Raw genomic sequence first — 20480 nt, 5'->3', positions numbered from 1 at the left:
AATTAATATATTGTAGACCAAGAGAAATGTTACAAAATAGAAAAGATAATAAATTAATATAGGAAGCTTAATTTATTGTGGCAGTATATAGATAACCCAACTAAGACCTGAACTTATGTATATAACTCGCCGAAATGAATTACATCCATCAAAATTACAAATGAAACATTCCACAAAAATATATTACTCATTTCTAGTTGGGATATATTTCATGGTGTAAATCTAACTTATAATTGGATTATCTATATGTAATTAACAAATCTATGTTTGATAAGTTTTTTACGAGGAGGGATTATACATGATATATAATCCCTTAGGTATATATGATACAAAAGATATTCAGCTATTATAAGTATATTAAGCAGGCCTAAAAAAAGAACAAAAGACAGTAAACTATTAATTAATTTACTGTCTTTAGGCAACCTGCCAAGCTATAAAAGATTAGCATTTATAGCATTAGCAAATTTCCAGTATTTATACTATGGATTATTTTGGATTCATGTAATATAATATCTCATAATAACATCAAGGTGGTGATTTTATTTTATGAAAGATGTAACCATAGATACAATCAAAGATACAATAAGAGATCTTCCAGAAGAAGAACAAGAAATAATACTACACTTGACAGAGATATTTGAAGGAGAAGAATATACTATTAATGAATATGTTAAGAAAGAATTGATTGATAGATAATATAGAACTTTTTATAGTAGTATGATAAAATAATATAAATCCATTGCAAAAGAAAAAATTATATATAAGGAATGCAGTCATTGAGTTGGCTGCATTTTATTTTTAAATGGGCCATAAGAAATGGTAATTAATACGTATTATTTTGCATAATTGAACACGATGATTTTTATATTAAAAAATACTATTAAGAAATGCAAATGAAGATAAATTAGGAAGGAATATTTAGAATATCTCTATTATTTAGCCAAAAATAGAGATAGCGAACACCCAGGAATGCTATCTCTATTTTCAGTAAGAATTTAATAATAATATTATTTTCTTAGGTTAAAAAGAATCTGTAGTTAAAATATAGATTCTTTATTAGTGTAATTCGAAAGACTGACAATCAGTACATTCTACACTTTTAGGACTAGATTCATGAGTACCTACTTTAATTTTGTCTAAAGTGCAGTAATCGTCTTCTTTACAATGATATTTGCAATCTGCTACAGAACATCCAATGCTTTCGTTATGTTTCATATTAATCACTCCTTAAGTTTATTTCTATAATATTATTTGATAAAATTTTTATTTTATACTTTATATATAAGATGCATATTCAAGCATTTTCTGAATATTATGGCTTTTGAGGTTATAAAAATATATATATTTCTAGTATAAGTGTATACAGAAGTTTAACAATATAGATATCCAATTTGAGAATTATACTTATAGCTTAAAAAATCTGCTATATCAGAAAGGACAGGCACTCTTTTGTGCAGTGTTACATTAGAGAATATGTTGCAGGCATTTCTTCATCATAAGTTGTTCCATTTTTGCTTGTCACGAGCTTGTCTCGGGAGCATGCTGAAATGGTGCAACTTATGCTGTTAGAAAGCCTCAACTTATTCTCAGTAACCGAAACAACAGAGTACCTGTCCTTTCGGTAAGTTATTGGATAAGTCTAAGTTTTGTTTTGGATATATATACAGTAGAGAATTGAATTGATTTTTTTAACTAAAAATGTTATGGTTATGAATATAAATGTAAATTAGAAAAATTTTATAAATAAAATGTAGGTTTAATTAAAATCAATTTAATTGAATTTTTAAAATGATTTTTAATTAATTAAAAGGGAATTAGGTGAAATTCCTAAACTATCCCGTAGCTGTATTAGAGGAGTTTAAATACATTGGATGCCACTTAAAAATAGGGAAGGCGTATTTAAATGATGATTCTTAAGTCAGAAGACCTGCCTATGTTTTGCACCAAAGGGCACATTAAAGAAAATAGCAAGTCTAAGTGATGTATAATTTTTCGTCAGATGAGGAGATAGATGCATCTAATAGAGGAGTATTATGTGCATGTGACGATAAAGTATGATAGTAAATAAGCTATTATATTGAATTGTTATCTTTTTAATGTGACTAAACTCTACGAGTGATAGAGGGGGCGTTTTAATGAAAATTTATTTACATATTTTATATGAATAAATATGTTTTGTTATTATGTCTTTTTAACACTTCTGTTAGAAGGACTTTTTATTTTGCAGAAAAATATATGAAAATTACAGACAAGCTATAATAAATCACATATTATGCCGTAGTACGCATATATAACTAGCAAACTTTAATTGTTAATTTGTACATAAGCAAATATATATATTGCAAAAATAATTCTTCATCATAATTATAAAAGTATTGCAAGAATTTTAGCTGTAATTGTGAATTGCAACATATATAGATAGAAAATCGAAGGAGATGAGGTATGGAAAAAATAATTATTTTATGCGCTGTGTTTTTGGCGGCTATCTTCTTATTAGTATTTATATGGAAACATCAAAATATGAATGATAATAGGAAGCGAGTTCATAAACATAATCATAAAATTGGACATAAACATGGAGAGGGATATTCAATTGATTTTTATGCATATGCTTCAAAGATTAGACATTGGAATGCTGAATTTAAAGTGTATTTATCAGTTTTGACGCTTGTTCTTTGCATTGTATTTAACAATCCATATGTATCTGCTACCGTGATAATTGCAATGGCTTATCTTACAGTTATTAAAGGGAAAATTCCGGCAGCTGAATACCTGTCAATATTGGCAATTCCAATTACTTTTATTTTACTTAGCACTTTTACCATTGCTATTGATTTTTCAAAGCAGCCAATAGGGCAGTACAATTTATATCTTGGGTTTGGCTATGTTTTTACTTCAACTGTTCAGCTTAAGAAAATGGTGTTTTTAATTTTGAAGATTTTTGCAGCTATAAGTGCTCTGCAGATGATGACCTTATCGACTCCAACTTCTGAGATTATTTATGTACTTAGAAAGGCACATGTGCCAAAACTTATTGTAGAATTAATGAGTCTTATTTATCGCTATATATTTATCTTAATGGATGTATTTACAAAAATGAAAAACTCTGCAAAGTCACGTCAAGGTTATTGTGATTTTAAAACTTCATGCTATACATTTGGGAGCATTGCAAGTAATATGCTTATTATTTCACTTAGGAAAGCAAATGCTTATTATGATGCAATGGAATCACGATGTTATGATGGGGACCTTGTATTTTTAGAGGAAGATAAAAATGTAGAAGTTATGCAGATTGTCTTAGCAGTAGTATTCATAATGTTTTTGGTTTTAATTTGGTATTTTACAAGGTAAGGCACATTCAAAAAATAATAAATCCACTTGCATCCTTGCCTAGCTCAAAGAAAAATATACACCTTAAAAAAAGTAGCTATGCTACACATAAGATCATTTTTTTTAGAAAAGGTAGCTATGCTACACATAAGATCATTTATCTAGAAAGCGTAGATATGTTTTATATAAGAACATTTTGTTAGAAAGATAGGTTATGCTGCATACAAGAAGATTTTTAAATTTGCTATGTATCTTCATGTGCTTAGAAAGGAACGATTATGAGAAAATTAATATTAAAAATTGAAGATCTCCATTATGCTTACGGAAATGGAAAGTCTGCATTAAATGGGGTAAATGTAGATATTTATGAAGGTGAGAAAATAGCTGTCGTTGGTTCTAACGGCTCAGGAAAATCCACATTCTTCTTAAATGTAGATGGGGTACTTACCCCAGAACAAGGAAAAATCATCTATAGAGATACTGTTATAAATAAAAAGAATTTAACGGAACTTAGAAAAAATATAGGAATAGTGTTTCAAGATGCTGATAATCAAATTATTGCATCTACAGTTAGAGCAGAAGTTGGATTTGGACCTATGAATTTAAAACTACCAAAAGATGAAGTATTAAAACGGGTGGATGAAGCACTAGAATATATGAATATCTCTCATTTAAAGGATCGTCCACCTCATTATTTAAGTGGTGGTGAAAAGAAGCGTGTAAGTATTGCTGACATTATTGCAATGAAGTCAGAAATTATAATCTTTGATGAACCAACAGCAGCTCTAGATCCATTAAATGCAATGATGTTAGAAGACGTTTTATTGAAACTTGGGACAGAAGGAAAGACAATGTTAATATCTACACATGATGTGGATTTTACATATAGATGGGCTGAAAGAGTTCTTGTTTTTAATGAGGGGAAAATCATTGCAGATGGGTCACCTATAGAGATTTTTACAAACATGGAAATTTTAAAACAAGCAAATTTGAAACAACCAACCTTGCTTGAGGTTTATGAATCTCTTATAGAAAAAAATATTTTAAAGGATATAAAATCATATCCTAAAAGTATAAAAGAATTTAAAGAAATGCTTTAAAAATAGAAATTTCCACACATATATATAAAGCAGCTATGCTGCAAATAAGATCATTTCACATATATATAAAGCAGCTATTCTGCAATACGGAACTTTCCTGCAAATAAGATTATTTGGCATATAAAAAAAGCAGATATATTACAAATAAGAATTTATATTATTTTATTATTTAGACTTTAATATTAGAAATATTAAAGTTTTATTGAGGGGGAGAAAAATGAATAAGAAAGAAAAGAGAATTGTCGCTCTAGCGGCAGCATTTGCTTTGATTTTTGGAGTAGCTCCAGCAGCAAATGCAATGCACATTATGGAAGGTTATCTTCCGCCACAATTTTGCATTATATGGGGTGTTATTTGCATTCCATTCATAGCCATAGGCTATTTATCAATTAAGAAGACATTGGCTGAAAATCGTAGAGCAATTACCATTTTGGCTATGGCTGGAGCATTTGTTTTTGTACTTTCATCTTTAAAGATACCATCAGTAACAGGAAGCTGTTCACATATGACTGGTACTGGACTTGGTGCAATATTATTTGGGCCAAGCGCTGTTAGTATCTTAGGAATCATTGTACTTGTTTTCCAGGCAATACTGCTTGCTCATGGGGGAATCACTACTCTGGGTGCCAATACATTTTCTATGGCTATTGCAGGGCCATTTGTTTCCTATGGAATATATAGATTATGTAAGGCTTTAAAAGTTAATAAATATGTAGGCATTTTCTTGGCTGCATCAATTGGAGATTTATTCACTTATTGTGTAACAAGTATCCAGCTTGCACTTGCATATCCATCTGAAAACGGCGGATTTATTGTATCGGCAGCTAAATTCCTTGCAGTATTTGCACCAACTCAAGTTCCGCTTGCAGTTATAGAAGGTATTTTGACAGTTGTTATTATAATTGGCCTTGAAACATATGCAAAATCTGAATTAACAGGCCTTGGATTAGTGAAGGGAGGAGAAAATTAATGTCAAAGACTAAGAAAACAGTTATAATTCTGCTAATTATTGCGGCATTAATTGCTGTTATTCCATTATTCACATTAAGAGGAGCTGAATTTGGTGGTTCTGACGATGCTGGAAGTAAAGTAGTTTCTGAAATTACAGGTACTGAGTACAAGCCGTGGTTTAAGCCAGTTATGGAAACTTGGATTGGTGGAGAATTGCCAGGAGAGGTGGAGAGCCTGCTTTTCTGCGTGCAGACAGGTATTGGAGTTGGCGTAATTGCATTCCTAATGGGAAGGTTTGTAGAGAGACACAAAATAGAAAAAGATAAGAAAAAGTAATATTTCTTTTATCCATTAGAAGGCATTCTGAGGAATAGATTTGTGTCCTTTTTCTCCACTATAAGCTAGATCAAACCATTAGAATCATAGAATATAAAAAATACCTAAGTAAGAGCTGATAAATAATACATAGTCAGCTCTTTTATTAATTTATTTGATGCTCAGCTACTATGACATTAGAGATAGAAATTTTTATATGAAAGATTCAGCGTAGTAAATGAGAAATACTCTTTGAAAATCGAATAATGTGATATTTGCAAAATATGCTATAATACTAAAGTATGTTCGGGGGATTAAGATACAAGGATAAGAAGAAATACTTAACTTGTTACTAGTACAAACGGACAAGTTTTTTTATGCAATTATGCACTTATGGGGTTTGTTGGAATGTATGTCGTCAGCATGTGAATAAAAGTGAGTGTTTAGTTGTAATTTGCTTAAGATTAACAAGATTATAGTTAATCTAGAAATAAGTGTCGGGAGGAATTTATGAATATAAAACAGCTTTGGAATAAAGCTATATCAACTTTTAAAACAGAAATAGTTTTTACTATATCATTATTTTTGGCACTAGGTACGTCTATGATTACTCTGCCTAAGTTAGAGTATATAAATTTTGAGGTACTAATATTAATGTTTAATCTTATGATAGTAATAATTGCCTTTGAAAAGTTAAAATTATTAGATAAGATAGCAGTTGAAATATTAATAAAACATAAAAACCTTAGAATGGTTTCATTAATATTAACATCTCTATGTTTTTTTTCTTCAATGTTTATAACAAATGATGTGGCTTTAATAACTTTTGTACCGCTTACTATGATTATTGCTAAAAAAGCGAAGTTTAACCCAATGAAAATAATAATTTTAGAAACTTTAGCTGTGAATATTGGTAGTAGTCTTACACCAATGGGAAATCCACAGAACTTATATTTATTTTCTTTTTTTGATGTTGGAATGTTAGATTTTTTTAGGGCTACAATATTTTTTGTGATAATTGGTGCAATATGGTTATTTGTTCTCAATCGCAGGATATCAAATGTAGATTTGGAATATGATTTAGATAAGATAAAAATTAAAGATAAAAAAAGTGCAATTATTTATTGTAGTTTGTTTATTTTTATATTACTTTCAGTTTTCAATGTAGTTGATTATAGAGTTGCTTTTATAATAACTTTAATTATTAGCTTTGTTATAGAAAAAAAGCTCTTTAAGGAAGTAGACTATTTTTTATTACTTACTTTTGTGTGCTTTTTCATAGCGATAGGAAATTTATCTAATATGACAACTATAGATGAATTAATGAAGAAAGCATTAACAAATAGTACAAGTGTATACTTTTATTCAATATTTTTTAGTCAGTTAATTAGTAATCTTCCTTGTGCAATTTTGCTATCAAAATTCACAAATTCTTGGAAAGAAATATTAGTTGGCGTAAATATTGGAGGTATGGGAACAATTATTGCCTCGCTTGCAAGCTTAATATCGTATAAATTTTATGCTAAAGAATATGATGGGAAAAAATATATGTTTAAATTTACCACATATAATTTTGCCAGCCTTATAATATTCACATTAATATTTTATATATTTTTGGTAATTTGATAAATCATAAATAAGATATTTAAAGAAGTATATAATAGAAAAGTTTTGTATTACTTATAATTTCAGTAACCTTTAATATAGGTATCCAATTTAAAATCATATTTATGTATGGCAGAACCGAAATTAGATACAAATTTGTTCCAGCGGACTAGTGAAATTTTCGCTGGATAGTTCTAAGTGAAAGGTTGAACCCATTTCTGCATGCTCCAAAAACAAGTTTAGGACAAGCAGAAAATGGAACAACCTTCAACTAAGAACTATCACAACTCAATTTCAAATGCCGCTTTCACAAACATGTATCCAATTTCTAGTATAATTCACAAAGATTAAAGTTTAGGTATATCTTTTGTTTTTGATACCTATATTATAAGCAATTAAGATCCGATATAAAAATTACTTAATATATATGTTGCAATTGAATTTCTACATTTTGGTCTTAACTTATGACTTGCCTAATTGGAATTTTCAATGTAAATTTATTATTACAACATATAGAATTGATTTCGAGAATTAAATATAGATATCCAATTTAAGAATTCAACCTATTAGATGAATGTATTTACAAAGTTGCTAAAACTTTAAGTTAATATCTTCACTAGAAATCATAAATGTATTTTCAGAGCTTTTCGTAATCAAAATATTTATGGTTTCGGTAAGTTATCACATAAATATAGTTTTAAAGTTTGATATCTATAATGGGGTATTTTAGAAATATTAAATTTGTTTGATAAGCAAGTATAAATTTATGAAAAAGGGGTTATAAATTATGGTTCTTGAGTTTTTTCAAAATGCATGTATTTTAATAGCGTTTATGAGTATTGCTCAGCATCTTCTTAGAAATAAAAGAATTTTTGAAGATATGTCATTGAAAAGTAAGTTTTTATGGGGACTTTATAGCGGGATATTAGGTGTGATACTGATGATAAACAGTGTACATATTACACCAGATACTTTTATTGATTTTAGGTACATACCAATTTTATTTTCTGCTATTTATAGTGGATTTTTCTCTTCAATTATTTCTTCTATTTTGATAGCTATTTTTAGATCTTTAATTTTGGGAGTGTCTGATATATCACTAATTGGATCAGCAATTGCTTTAGCTATGGGGATCGGATTTGGAATTATTTCTTTATTAAAGATATCAAAAAAACGTAAATATATTTATTCTATGATCTTCTTTGTTATAGCATCAGTTATTTCATCATTTACAGTACCTCAAAATATTACATTTGATTTTAAAACAGTGAGTTTATACTTTTCTGGATATTTAATAGTATCGTATATTTCAATTAAATACGCGGACTACATATTTGAAACAGTTAGAATTTATCAAAAGTTAAGAAATGAGGCAACAAAAGATTATTTGACTGGCTTGAATAATGTAAGGCAATTTGACAACAGTTTCAACAATATTTCTCAGAGGGCTGTACGAAAAGAAGAAGATCTATCTATGTTGTTTATAGATATTGATTTTTTTAAGAAAATAAATGATACTTATGGCCATAATGCAGGGGATACTATTTTAAAGAGTTTAGCCTTAATTCTTCTTGATACATGCAGGACTTATGATGTTGTATCTAGAATGGGAGGGGAAGAGTTTTCTGTAATATTATTAGATTGTTCAGACTCTGAAGCTGTTAAGATTGCGGAAAGACTAAGGGAGAAGATTGAAGAAAATGATTTTTATATTTCAGACAATAATTTTATAAAAATTACAATTTCAATCGGAATAGCATCGTATCCTAATACGACAACTCAAATTGATAATTTGCTTGAAATGGCTGACACAGCATTATATCAAGCAAAAAATACTGGAAGAAACAAAGTGGTTTTATTTAACAATGACGAACATAAAATATAAAAAATACCTAAGGAAGAGCTGATTAAATAATACATAGTCAGCTCTTTTTATTTGATGTTCAGTGACTACAACGCTAACGCTAAAAACTTCTTTATGTAAAATTCATCATATCTCTCTTTATGAACTTCTATGTATTTGAAATTTAATAATAACAATAAATCCTTTAAACATATAATTCTGAATATAATGGCTGACTATGATTTAGCTTGATGTATTAACCTATAGAATAGTCTTTGTAAGTTGGTTAATGAGATATTTATAAGATATTTCATTAACCAATTTTAAACAGTAAAATTGACATACATATATTAAAATGATAAAATGTCTATTAAATTAATAGACAAGGAGAAGAAAATGAAAGAGCTTATTCGTGATGCAACTATTGACGATTTTAAAAGGGGTTACATATGGGATAGCAAAAAAGCAGAATTTATTTGTTTGATATGCGGGAAACATACAGGTAAAAATAGTAATGATATAAGTACTCATACAGCAGAGCATGGGAGCCCTATGGACAGAATACTGATGCTTGATAAGAAATATACTGGACTTACTGAAATTCAGAAAGAGCTTTTGGAAATGGTGTCAAACAAGTATAGTAATAAAGAAATTGGGATTAAGCTTGGATGTGCAGAATCAACAGTAAGAAATATGAGATTTGCACTAAGAGAAAGGGCTAGACAAGCAAGAGCTTTTTTAGCAGCTATAGAGTTAGTTGACGATGGGAATAGTAAAATAGCGAATCCAAAACTTAGAAGTTTTCCGGCTAAAGAGGAAAAAAGAAAAGCATTATTACCAAGGTTTGCTAATTTGTTTGAACCAAATAAAGAGTATACGGAAGCTGAAGTAAAGAGAATTATTAAGCCTATTTATGAGGATGACGCAATAATACGGCGATACTTAGTAGACTATGGATACTTGGGAAGAAATGATGATGGAAGTAAATATTATAAGAAATGTGAGGAAGTTATTATGGATAAAATGAATAAAAAAGAGATAATAAATAATTATAAACAACAAGAAATAGAAATGGGAATAATTCAAATCTATAATACAGTTAATGGATATTCTTTCGTGGATATATGTACAAATTTATATAAGCCCTTTGAATCAATCAAATTTCAGCTAAACTTAGGAAGAGCTAGATCTAAAAAATTAAAGGAAGATTGGGCAGCTTATGGAGAAAGTGCCTTCGAGTTTAAAGTTGTTGAAAAACTCGAATCTAATGAAGGTGCTACAGATAAGGAAAAGGTTGAGGATTTAAAAGAACTTTTAAACTTGTGGATTGAAAACCAAGGAGACAATTTAAAATTATATAAATAAGCTGATTTCTGACGTTATAAATTAAGATAATAGATGATAGAAAATGAAATTGCACTGTATGGGAAAAGTGAATTTGTGATTTTTAGATATTTAATATCACTAAATCATGTATGAGTTTAATAATTACTTGAAATGAAATAAAGAGTAACATGTCATAACGGGGATATGAATGTTACTCTTTGACTTATATTTATAGGGGAAAAAATTTATGAAAAAAAGTTTTTATTATCTTTATAATATTATTATAATAGCCAAATGTGTCAGGATGGTGGCAAATTTAAATTACAATATGTAGATTTAACTAAGTAATTATAAAAAGCTTATTTGAAAATACAATAATGTAATATTAGAAAATATATTATAATTTACAGTATAAGTTTCATATAGGACAAAATAAGAAAAAAATTAGGAGAATAGTATATGAGTGAAAGAATAGGTATGATTTGCAAACTTGCACCACAAGAACTAAAAGGAATTTATACATTTGATAAGATAGATTCCGATGATATAGATGGATTATCAGTTTCTATGTTAGACGCATTTAAAGATACAGTAGACTTCAATGGTGAAACAATAGAAGAGTTAAATAAGGAGATTTGTAGTATTGTTGAAAGTACTTTCGGAACATTTATTCCCGATGCTTCATTTCAAATTAAACAAAATGGAGAAATTGCGGCTGTAGTTCTTATTAGTTTATTTAAAGGGAAACCATTTGTTTCAGAATTATTTACAGTTAAGAAATATTTGAAACAGGGGATGGCAAGTAATCTTTTGAAAAATAGTATAAATGTATTAATGAATTTAGGATACGATGATTTAATTTTATATGTGCACCCTGAAAATGCAGCTGCTGTAAATCTTTATAAAAAAATTGGGTTTATAGAATTATAATTTTATAACCATATTGCATTGGTTTTAAAACATATTGTAATGAGTTTGGTTGAAAGCGGATAGATTGTTTCATTATAAGGTGTTCGTTAAGTATGGTGATAAAAGCCATACCACCAGAAACGTTCCGAATCTTATACGGAACACTTGAAGTAGCTTTAAATCCTCAATACTAATATTTAGCATAAAAATGCCCCCCAATAAAGGGGCGTATACATGTGTAAGTTAATATTTATTAGATATATATCTATACTATGTACAATATATTTTAAAAAATGCAAAATTAAAGTATCATATATTTCTATATTATATGTATCGAAAATTGAGTACTGGTTTAATTATAGATTTTCAATTTAAGAATTCAATTTATTAGATTAATATAGTTACAACGTTGCTAAAATTTTAAGTTCATATCTTCACTAGAAATCATAAATATATTTGTAACCACAAGGGTTATAATATGAAGAAAACATTTGAAAATGAGCTGTTAAAGGTTCTTAAGCAGAGAACCCAAATCTTTGATTTGGTGAGAATCGCTTACTCAGTGAACGAACGTGAGCCGAGTTTCCGCTAATGGTTGTTCCATTTTAGATTGTGAAGTGAGAGTCCAAAATTTTATTTTGGGTTCTCGAACTTCCTCAGCGAATGTAATGAGTCGAGCTTCCCTAGGAAAGTTGGAGCATGCTAAAGTGGCTACAACCTGCTGCTTAGAACCTTCAACGATATTTTCATAGCTTTTTGGAATCAAAATATTTATGATTTCGGTAAGTTATCACATAAATTTAGTTTTAAAGTTGGGTATCTATATATTCGCTCTAATTAGAAAATAAGCATTCAATTAATTCACTTTTTTTACAGATATACCTTATTGCCATTGCTTTAAAGAACTAATCATGAAATTTTTCACGTCTATATTGTATACATTTCTTAAGTTATCTTCTAGAAATACTTCTTTAGGTGTACCTTGGCTGACTATTTCGCCATCGCTTAGTAATATAATTTTTTCACCAAATAAATTAGATAAGTTCAAATCATGTAATACAGCTATTACAATTTTATTATTTTCTTTTGCCCAAAGGCTTAAATATTCTAGGATCTCAATTTGATATTTTAAATCAAGATGATTTGTTGGTTCATCTAATAAAATAATTTCTGGATCTTGGGCAAAGGCTTTTGCTATGAAGACCCGTTGAAGCTGTCCGCCAGATAATTCATTTATAAGTTTATCTTTTGAATCTATAAGGCCAACACTTTTTATAGCCTCCATTATGATTAAATCATCTTCCTTACTTAAAGAGGATAAAGCCCCTTTTAAATAAGCATATCTTGCTAAAGCAACAGTTTCATAAACTGTGTAAGGAAAGTAAACATTGTTACTTTGAGTCATAAGTGCAATGTGTTTTGCAAATTCCTTCACAGGTAAATTTTTTATATTCTTTGAATCAAATGTTAGTGTTCCTTTATATTCAATGAGTCTGCCTATAGCTTTTAAAAGCGTACTTTTTCCACATCCATTTGGACCAACTATGCAAAGAATTTCTCCTCTTTTAGCTTTAAAGTCAATATTCTTTATGATATCTATTTTGTCATATCCACAAGAAAAATTCTTAAGTTCTAACAAAATCATCACCTACTTTGATTTATTATTTTCTTTTATGTGCCTTATTAAAATATATGTATGCAAAAAATGGGGCTCCAATCAGAGCAGTAATAGCGCCAACTGGTAATTCGGATGGTATTATAATTATTCTTGCTACTAGATCAGTGATTACCATAAAGCAGCCTCCTAAAATTATGCATACAGGAATTACATATTTATGCTTTGCTCCAATGATTCTTCTTACTAAGTGAGGAATTATTAAATCCACAAAACCAATAATTCCACTTAAGGCTACAGCAGAACCCGTTAATATAGCAGAGAAAATAAGAAGTCTAGTCTTTATGGTATTAACATCTACTCCAACTGATTTTGCTTGATCTTCACCAAAAGATAATATATCCATTTCAGTGCAGTAGCGCATGACACCAATTATTCCAATTATAAAGAAGGGTATTCCCATTTGTACATATGACCATCCCTTCATAGAAAAAGAACCCATTTCCCAAAGAGCTATGCTTTTTATATCTTCACTATATAAGGCTGTTACAGTTGTAAGTATTGCACTGCAAAATAAAGAAAAAACCATGCCAGATAAAATTATAGTTGAAGTTGACATACTGTTATCAACTTTGTAGGCAAATTTTATGATAATAAATACAGTCAAAAGCCCACATAAAAAGCCTGTTAAAGGAAGAGTAAGCCTGCCGAGCATAGGTATTGAAAAACCAGATATTATAAGAAATCCAACTCCAAGAGAAGCACCAGAAGATACTCCTAAGGTATATGGTGAAGCAAGTGGATTTCTAAGTAATGATTGAACCACAGCACCACTAACTGATAAGGAACTACCTACAAGAAAGGCTAAAAAAACTCTAGGCAATCTTAAATTCCAAATTATCGCCACATCATTAGGGTTAATCTCTTTAAGTAGCGGAATTCCTAAAACTTTATATCCAATTATCGATGCAATATGGATTAAGCTGGTATCAGAACTTCCAATAGAAGTTCCGATACATAAAATTAAAAATGTTAAGGGTATTAATAATATGATAATTTTTTTATACATTTGCATATTCCTCAGGATAAATAGCTTTTGCTATTTGTTTAAGTGCTTTTAGTGTATTTTGTGATGGTCTGGAAGAGGAATTATTATCAATAGCAAAGACTTTATTGTTTTTAACTGCAGTAACCTCTTGGAAGCCTTCGCGAGTCTTGATATTATTGATAGAATTACTTGTAGGTTCATTTGTAAGTATTACATCAGGATTGGCTTTTACTACAGCTTCAGGACTTGGAGATATCCACGAATTTTCATTAGCAAAGATATTTTTGGCGCCTACAATTTCAATCATTTCATTTAAAAATGTATTATTGCCAAAACTATATAAACCTGAAGTTGACCCTATTTCAAAATATACATTTTTCTTATCAGTAATAGTATCTCCAATTTTCTTTATTGAACTGATTTCATCCTTTAAATTAGATGTCGTCTCATCACCTTTTTTCTCAGTGCCAGTGATTTTTGATATAAAGTCAATATCTTTATAAAGGTCTTCTATGCTTGAACTAGTAGGTATGTATACAACAGGAATTCCAGCTTCTTTAACAGCTGCAAAGGGGTCTTCACTCCCAGTTTTATTATGTCCTGAAGCTATTATTATGTCAGGCTTTAAACTCACAAGAGTTTCAGCATCTGGATTCTTAAAGTCAATTTTAGGTAAATCTTTATTGATACCATCCACATCTGACGAATATTTGTCTATAGCTACTAGCTTATCTGAAAGTCCCAGCCCAACTAATATTTCGGTATTTGATGGGGCTGTAGATATTATAGTCTTTACTTTTTCAGGAAGCTTAAAGCTGTTACCTTCTCTATCTGTCATTGTTGCAGTCTTATTACCACAGCCGAAAAGTGTACTCATAGCTAATATAACTATTAAAAAGAGTGATAAAAATTTATTTTTTAGTTTCATGATGCCCTCCTAAAATATAGTGTATTTAAGGGTAACAAAAAAACATACCCATCGAGAGTATGCATAGATTCATAATAAACATGCCTATAAAAATCAGAATAAAACTTAAAAGTCTTATTTTCATAAAATGCATGATTACTTAAGTCACATTCAAAAAATAACAAGTTCATTTACCAGCTTATTTTCAACTATCATTCAGAAATAGATTGACCTAATAGACCTGCGATGAGATTAATTTACTCTCTTGTCTGATGAAAAATATTCATGGTAGCGTTGTACTTGAAATTTATTTTCATGTGCCTAATATCCCACCCTCAGAGGATATTATCGTTGTATAAAAACAAGGTATCCCGACTTAACTTCATCCTAATTTCAAGCCTTCCCAATTTCTCAGTGGCATTTTAAACATAATCAAAAAGTAACATATTGGACTTGTTATTTTGGATTATGTTTTTGATTTCGTCAGTTTCACGGTTACTGGGGTAGTTGAAGAATTTCACTCCATTCCCTTATTACTTAAATGCAGACTACAGTTTGCATTCATATAATTAAAGTATTTGACATAAAAAGATTATACTATTCATAGTAAGTTTTAGCAATAAACCAACTATAATCTATACTTAGGCGTATAACTCACGAAATCATAAATATTTTGATTCCGAAAAGCTATGAAAATATCGCTGAAGGTTCTAAGCGGCAGGTTGTATCCACTTTAGCATGCTCCAACTTTCCTGGGGAAGCTCGACTCATTACATTCACTGAGGAAGTTCGAGAACCCAAAATAAAATTTTGGACTCTCACTTCACAAGCTAAAATGGAACAACCACTAGCGGAAACTCGACTCACGTTCGTTCGCTGAGTAAGCGATTCTCACCAAATCAAAGATTTGGGCTCTCTGCTTAAGAACCTTTAACAGCTCATTTTCAAATGTTTTCTTCACAAATATATTTATGATTTCTAGTAAAGATATGAACTTAAAGTTTTAGTAAATTTGTTAATATGTTCATCTATATAGATAAGCCAATTATAAGTTAGATTTATACTATGAAATATATCCCAACTAGAAATGGGTAATATATTTTTGTGGAATGTTTCATTGGTAATTTTGATGGATGTGATTCTTAATTGAAATTCCAAATCTATGATTTGGTCAATTGAAATTACTCAGTGAACGAAGTGAGTCGAGTTTCCTTTGAACTGTTCCAAATGTGCTAGTTCAGAGCTTGTTCTTTGAGGCTAGCACTTTGGGTGCAACTTTATAGCCTTAGAATCACCCATCAGAATTACCTAGAAACTGGAACAAAAGTATATTATTCATTTCGGTGAGGTATGCGCATAAATCTAAGTTATATATTGTTCATCTATAAAATGATAAATAAAAATATTACTTTATTGGAAAAAATTCTATAAAATGACTCTAAAATGATGTAAAATGTTTGGTAGGTTAATAAATTTATTAAAATGAATTATGAGGGCGATTAAAGTGATTAAAAAAATATCTATGTTAATGACATGCATACTATGTATTCTTATTTTTTCAGGGTGTTCAAAGAATCAGGAGATTATTACTAAAACAGCATTGAAAATGGATACAGTTTTTCAGCTTAAAGCATATGGTCCAAAAGCTAATGAAGCTATAGAAGCATCTCTTTCAAGATTAGATGAGATTGAGCAAATGGCAAGTGTGACTATAGATAACAGTGATATAAGTAAAATTAATCAAGCTGCAGGTAAAGAATATGTACAAGTACATCCGGAGATTATTAAAATGGTTGAAACCGCAGTTAAGTATTCTAAATTGAGTAATGGTGTATTTGACATAACTGTAGGCCCACTTGTAAATCTTTGGGGAATAGGAACTGATAACGAAAGAATACCTACAGATGAAGAGATTAAATCAAAACTACCGCTAGTTGGATATAATGATATCAGTATAAATGAGGAAAATAATAGTATTAAGTTACTAAAAGAAGGTATGGCAATAGATTTAGGTGGAATAGCTAAAGGATTTGCTGCAGATGAAGTGTTGAAAATTTATAAAAACTACGATATTAAAGGCGGGATTATAAGTCTTGGAGGTAGTTCTATATATACAGTTGGTAAAAAGCCAGATGGAACACCATGGAATGTTGGAGTTAAGCATCCTAGAAAAGATAGCGATCAAGATTATGTAGGCATAATTAATTTATCAGAACAAGCACTTTCTACTTCTGGAGATTATGAAAGATATTTTATAAAGGATGGTAAGAGGTATCATCACATATTAAACCCAAGCACAGGTTATCCAACAGATAATGGTGTAATGAGTGTAACTATAGTTGTAGACAGCAGTATTCCTGATAGCAATATGCTTGCTGATATTTTAACCAAAACTGTTTTTATAGCAGGTGTAGATAATGGTTTGAAATTTATAGACAGTTTGCAAGGTGTTTCGTGCATGGCAATAACTTCTGATTATAATATTTACAAATCTTCAAGTTGGAATATAAAATTAGATAAATTAGATCCAGAATTTAAATTTGCCAATTAATTTTTTTTTATTATGCCTCAGTCTAGTATAAATTTTACAATATGTTTACATACTGACAATATAGGAGGCTATAATATGAAAATGAAAACTAATCAAAGAGCCTTAATTTTATTAGTTATTATGTTTATAGGTTTTATAATTACTTTGTTTCCACAAAATACACCTATAATAACTATATTGCAAAGTGGATTTGAAGCTGGAGTGGTAGGTGGATTTTCAGATTGGTTTGCAGTAGTGGCACTTTTTCGGTATCCCTTAGGAATTCCAATTCCACATACTGCACTTCTGCCTAGGAATCGTAAAAGAATAACAGAAGGTTTAGTATCAATAGTTGAAAACAACTTGCTCAATAAATCAAGTATTATAAATAAAGTACATGAATTAGAAGTAGTGAAAAAAATATTAAATATATGCAAAAAAATTATATGTTCTAAGCAAGGAATAGAAGCAGGAATGTATGTTATTAAACGTGTCATAGAGCATATTCCTATAGAAAAAGTTTCTTCATCTTTACTTAAACTAATTCAAAAATATTTGAATACATTAGATTCTAAAAACTTTCTTGAAAAATTAATTGGCATATTCTTAAGAAATAATTATGAAGAGAAAATTTTAGATAATTTACTTATTAAGCTTGAAGAGATAGTAAAGCAAGATAAAGTAAAGAATGAACTTGGAAATATAGTATTCAATTCTATAAATAAACTAAAGATAAGTGGAATAATGCAATATTCATTAAATACAGTATTAAATGTTTTAGGAAAAGATAAAGTAGGAAAAATAGCTCGAGATTTAGTCGTTGTAATATTAAAGGATTTAAAAAAACATGATAATACCAGCAGAATTACACTGCTTGAATTAATGCAGAGCAATATAAGAAGCATAAGTAACAATGAAGAAGTTATGCAAAAAATAGATGAATATAAAATGAGATTAGGTAGTAATGTTGAACTAAATAACTTTACAATAAAAATATTAGATGAATTAAAAAATACAATATTAGGTTATGTTAAAGAAGATTACATAAGGGATAATATACTCCCAATGCTAAATAATTTAATAGACAGTATATCAGAAGATATTGATTTAATAAATAAATTAGAGCAGCAGATACAGGAACGCGTATCAGGTTACATAAATTCAAATCATGAAAATATAGGCAGATTAGTTAGAGATAATATTGAAAGATTAGATACAGAAACTCTTATAAAATTGATTGAAGAGCGTGTAGGCGATGACTTGCAGTGGATAAGGATAAATGGTGCTATTTGTGGTTTTTGCGTTGGTCTGGTATTAGGGATAATTAGAGTTTTGTAAATATTAAAAACACATGATCAGTATTTGTTAATAAATAAAGAGTATCTATAGGTTGAAAATTTCACTGCTAAAAAATAGAGTTTCACAATGTTTTTTTAGTAGATTTTAGAGCAGATATTATTGCTGTAGAAGAAGGTGCTGAACCTATAAAGAGAATTGCAAATAAAGAAAATCTATAAATGCAATTCTGTATTATTATTATTATTATTTACATTTCATGAACAAGATTTCCTTTACAGTCTCCTCAAAAGGTATTGAAACACTTTTAATATTTCCTGTGCTATCATAATTAAAGGTCACATCAACCAAGTAATATTCCATTATTGTCATGGTAAAAATGTCATAGCATTTATGATTAAGTGTATAGTCTATATTATTATAAATTAATTTTAAGCTATTATCTTTTACTTCGATTTTTAAAGAACCATATGCAGGATTTTCATATATGCCAGTATACTCTTCAAGGGAGTGAGATGGAGTTGAGTTATCTTTTTTTGAGTCTATTTTAGGCTTAGTAGCATCTTCCATTGCTTTCATCATCTTTTCAGCTTCATCCTCTAGTTTTTCACAAAAATCACTATGTTCATGGCCTAAAAGCTTGTCGTATATATGGTATGCTATAGGCAGTGCACAGACAGGATTATTTAAATTAGTAAGAATAACTACGCCAATATTCTCGTCTGGAAGAAAGCTTGTATAGGAGCAAAATCCATCTATATTTCCACCATGGTTAACATGTTTTCTTCCTCTATAGGATTCAACAAACCAGCCTAAGGCATAAGATGAAAATTGTAATTCATCAAACTTTAAAGGGATTAGCTCACAAGGGAGTTGAGGTGAATGTAACTCACTTATAGTTTTTTCTGATATAATATGTTTTCCGTTTACTGTACCTTTATTCAAATGAAGGTTAAGCCATTTTAACATATCAGTCAAACTTGAATTCATAGAACCAGCAGGAGCAACAGAATCTAGTTTTCTAAAGTCTATTTGATTAATTTCTTCTCCCTTTTGCGCATAGGGCTTACTGTAATCAGAAGACTCTTTTAAAGCATCTACTGAGAAATTTGTGCTGTTCATACCAAGAGGCTCAAGAATTCTTAATTTCACGAATTCTTCCCAGGTCATTCCTGTAACTAGTTCAACAAGGTAGCCAGCTGTGGCATACATCAAATTATTATACTGCCATGTTTCCCTGAAATCCTTACTAAATTCCAAGTATTTAATTCTATCTACCAGTTCTTTTCTGCTTAAAGAAGGATTTGTATACCATAAAATATCATGTCTAGGTAATCCAGAACGATGACAAAGCATGTCCCTTAATGTAAGATGTTCTTCAGCATATTTATTTTGCATTTCAAAACTAGGCATGTATTTTTTTATAGGAGTATCAAGATCTAGCTTACCTTCATCCACTAATATACCTATTGATAGTGAGGTAAAAGACTTACTTGCAGAACCTATAGCAAATAAAGTGTCTTTTGTTACATTTAAATTTTTGTTGACATCGCGCAGTCCTAACCCATTGCAATATATTATTTTATCATCTTTAATAATACCTACAGCTATTCCAGGAATTTTCCACTTATTCATATACTCAGATAAAAAGTCATTAAGATCTTGAGAGTTATTAGATAGAATATCATTCATAATATTGTACCGC

General features: G+C 29.5%; 16 protein-coding genes and 2 riboswitches. Of the genes, 11 read left to right on the top strand and 5 right to left on the bottom strand.

Annotation, left to right across the window (positions count from 1 at the left end; translation table 11 throughout):
- The first annotated feature begins 546 nt into the window (after positions 1 to 546).
- Positions 547 to 696 (top strand): hypothetical protein, encoded by a 150-nt coding sequence (locus tag F3K33_RS26490; RefSeq protein WP_012059879.1) that lies wholly within the window; start codon positions 547 to 549, stop codon positions 694 to 696.
- Between the two features lie 360 nt (positions 697 to 1056).
- Here F3K33_RS26490 and F3K33_RS18975 read toward each other — a convergent pair whose 3' ends face one another.
- A complete protein-coding gene (locus F3K33_RS18975) occupies positions 1057 to 1215 on the bottom strand; it encodes a DUF1540 domain-containing protein (RefSeq protein WP_023974593.1) in 159 nt (52 codons plus the stop codon).
- A 562-nt stretch (positions 1216 to 1777) separates the two neighbouring features.
- A riboswitch (cobalamin riboswitch) is annotated at positions 1778 to 1947 on the top strand.
- A 495-nt stretch (positions 1948 to 2442) separates the two neighbouring features.
- Here F3K33_RS18975 and cbiQ point away from each other — a divergent pair.
- From cbiQ to F3K33_RS18935, 8 genes are all read left to right on the top strand, one after another.
- Positions 2443 to 3351, top strand: a complete 909-nt coding sequence (gene cbiQ, locus F3K33_RS18970) for a cobalt ECF transporter T component CbiQ (protein WP_171780502.1) — start codon at positions 2443 to 2445, stop codon at positions 3349 to 3351.
- A gap of 257 nt (positions 3352 to 3608) precedes the next feature.
- Positions 3609 to 4430 carry an energy-coupling factor ABC transporter ATP-binding protein gene (locus tag F3K33_RS18965; protein WP_039773779.1) on the top strand — a complete coding sequence of 274 codons (822 nt, stop codon included), beginning with the start codon at positions 3609 to 3611 and terminating at the stop codon, positions 4428 to 4430.
- Between the two features lie 217 nt (positions 4431 to 4647).
- Positions 4648 to 5400, top strand: coding sequence for an energy-coupling factor ABC transporter permease (locus tag F3K33_RS18960; RefSeq protein ID WP_023974590.1), 753 nt, complete (start codon positions 4648 to 4650; stop codon positions 5398 to 5400).
- Positions 5400 to 5717, top strand: a complete 318-nt coding sequence (locus F3K33_RS18955; RefSeq protein ID WP_012059874.1) for a cobalt ECF transporter S component CbiN — start codon at positions 5400 to 5402, stop codon at positions 5715 to 5717. The genes F3K33_RS18960 and F3K33_RS18955 overlap by 1 nt, the downstream gene beginning before the upstream one ends.
- 489 nt (positions 5718 to 6206) lie before the next feature.
- Positions 6207 to 7322 (top strand): SLC13 family permease, encoded by a 1116-nt coding sequence (locus tag F3K33_RS18950; RefSeq protein WP_039773780.1) that lies wholly within the window; start codon positions 6207 to 6209, stop codon positions 7320 to 7322.
- A 766-nt stretch (positions 7323 to 8088) separates the two neighbouring features.
- Complete coding sequence (locus F3K33_RS18945) at positions 8089 to 9186, top strand: GGDEF domain-containing protein (protein WP_023974588.1); 1098 nt, start codon at positions 8089 to 8091, stop codon at positions 9184 to 9186.
- Between the two features lie 354 nt (positions 9187 to 9540).
- Positions 9541 to 10509 carry a DUF2087 domain-containing protein gene (locus tag F3K33_RS18940; protein ID WP_084670607.1) on the top strand — a complete coding sequence of 323 codons (969 nt, stop codon included), beginning with the start codon at positions 9541 to 9543 and terminating at the stop codon, positions 10507 to 10509.
- A gap of 420 nt (positions 10510 to 10929) precedes the next feature.
- Complete coding sequence (locus F3K33_RS18935; protein ID WP_039773781.1) at positions 10930 to 11400, top strand: GNAT family N-acetyltransferase; 471 nt, start codon at positions 10930 to 10932, stop codon at positions 11398 to 11400.
- Positions 11401 to 12262: 862 nt separating this feature from the next.
- Here F3K33_RS18935 and F3K33_RS18925 read toward each other — a convergent pair.
- The 3 genes from F3K33_RS18925 to F3K33_RS18915 are packed head-to-tail and all read right to left on the bottom strand — an operon-like array spanning position 12263 to position 14970.
- Positions 12263 to 13018, bottom strand: coding sequence for an ABC transporter ATP-binding protein (locus F3K33_RS18925; protein ID WP_039773782.1), 756 nt, complete (start codon positions 13016 to 13018; stop codon positions 12263 to 12265).
- Positions 13019 to 13040: 22 nt separating this feature from the next.
- Positions 13041 to 14063: a FecCD family ABC transporter permease gene (locus F3K33_RS18920; RefSeq protein ID WP_084670608.1), complete on the bottom strand. Its 1023-nt coding sequence runs from the start codon at positions 14061 to 14063 to the stop codon at positions 13041 to 13043.
- Positions 14056 to 14970: an ABC transporter substrate-binding protein gene (locus F3K33_RS18915; RefSeq protein ID WP_039773784.1), complete on the bottom strand. Its 915-nt coding sequence runs from the start codon at positions 14968 to 14970 to the stop codon at positions 14056 to 14058. Before F3K33_RS18915 ends, F3K33_RS18920 begins: the two co-directional genes overlap by 8 nt.
- Before the next feature lie 325 nt (positions 14971 to 15295).
- Positions 15296 to 15524: riboswitch (cobalamin riboswitch) on the bottom strand.
- Positions 15525 to 16453: 929 nt separating this feature from the next.
- Here F3K33_RS18915 and F3K33_RS18910 point away from each other — a divergent pair.
- Together F3K33_RS18910 and F3K33_RS18905 are read left to right on the top strand one after the other, a co-directional pair.
- On the top strand, positions 16454 to 17500 hold the full coding sequence (locus tag F3K33_RS18910) for an FAD:protein FMN transferase (protein ID WP_039773785.1): 1047 nt from the start codon (positions 16454 to 16456) through the stop codon (positions 17498 to 17500).
- Positions 17501 to 17575: 75 nt separating this feature from the next.
- Positions 17576 to 18817, top strand: a complete 1242-nt coding sequence (locus F3K33_RS18905) for a DUF445 domain-containing protein (protein ID WP_243141318.1) — start codon at positions 17576 to 17578, stop codon at positions 18815 to 18817.
- Between the two features lie 204 nt (positions 18818 to 19021).
- Here F3K33_RS18905 and F3K33_RS18900 read toward each other — a convergent pair whose 3' ends face one another.
- Complete coding sequence (locus F3K33_RS18900) at positions 19022 to 20467, bottom strand: serine hydrolase (protein ID WP_039773787.1); 1446 nt, start codon at positions 20465 to 20467, stop codon at positions 19022 to 19024.
- Between the last annotated feature and the right edge of the window lie 13 nt (positions 20468 to 20480).

This window comes from Clostridium beijerinckii, from assembly GCF_008705175.1.
In the GTDB taxonomy this organism is placed as follows: domain Bacteria; phylum Bacillota; class Clostridia; order Clostridiales; family Clostridiaceae; genus Clostridium; species Clostridium beijerinckii.
Note: the sequence above shows the minus strand (reverse complement) of the source record. Positions and strands in the feature narration are given on the sequence as shown.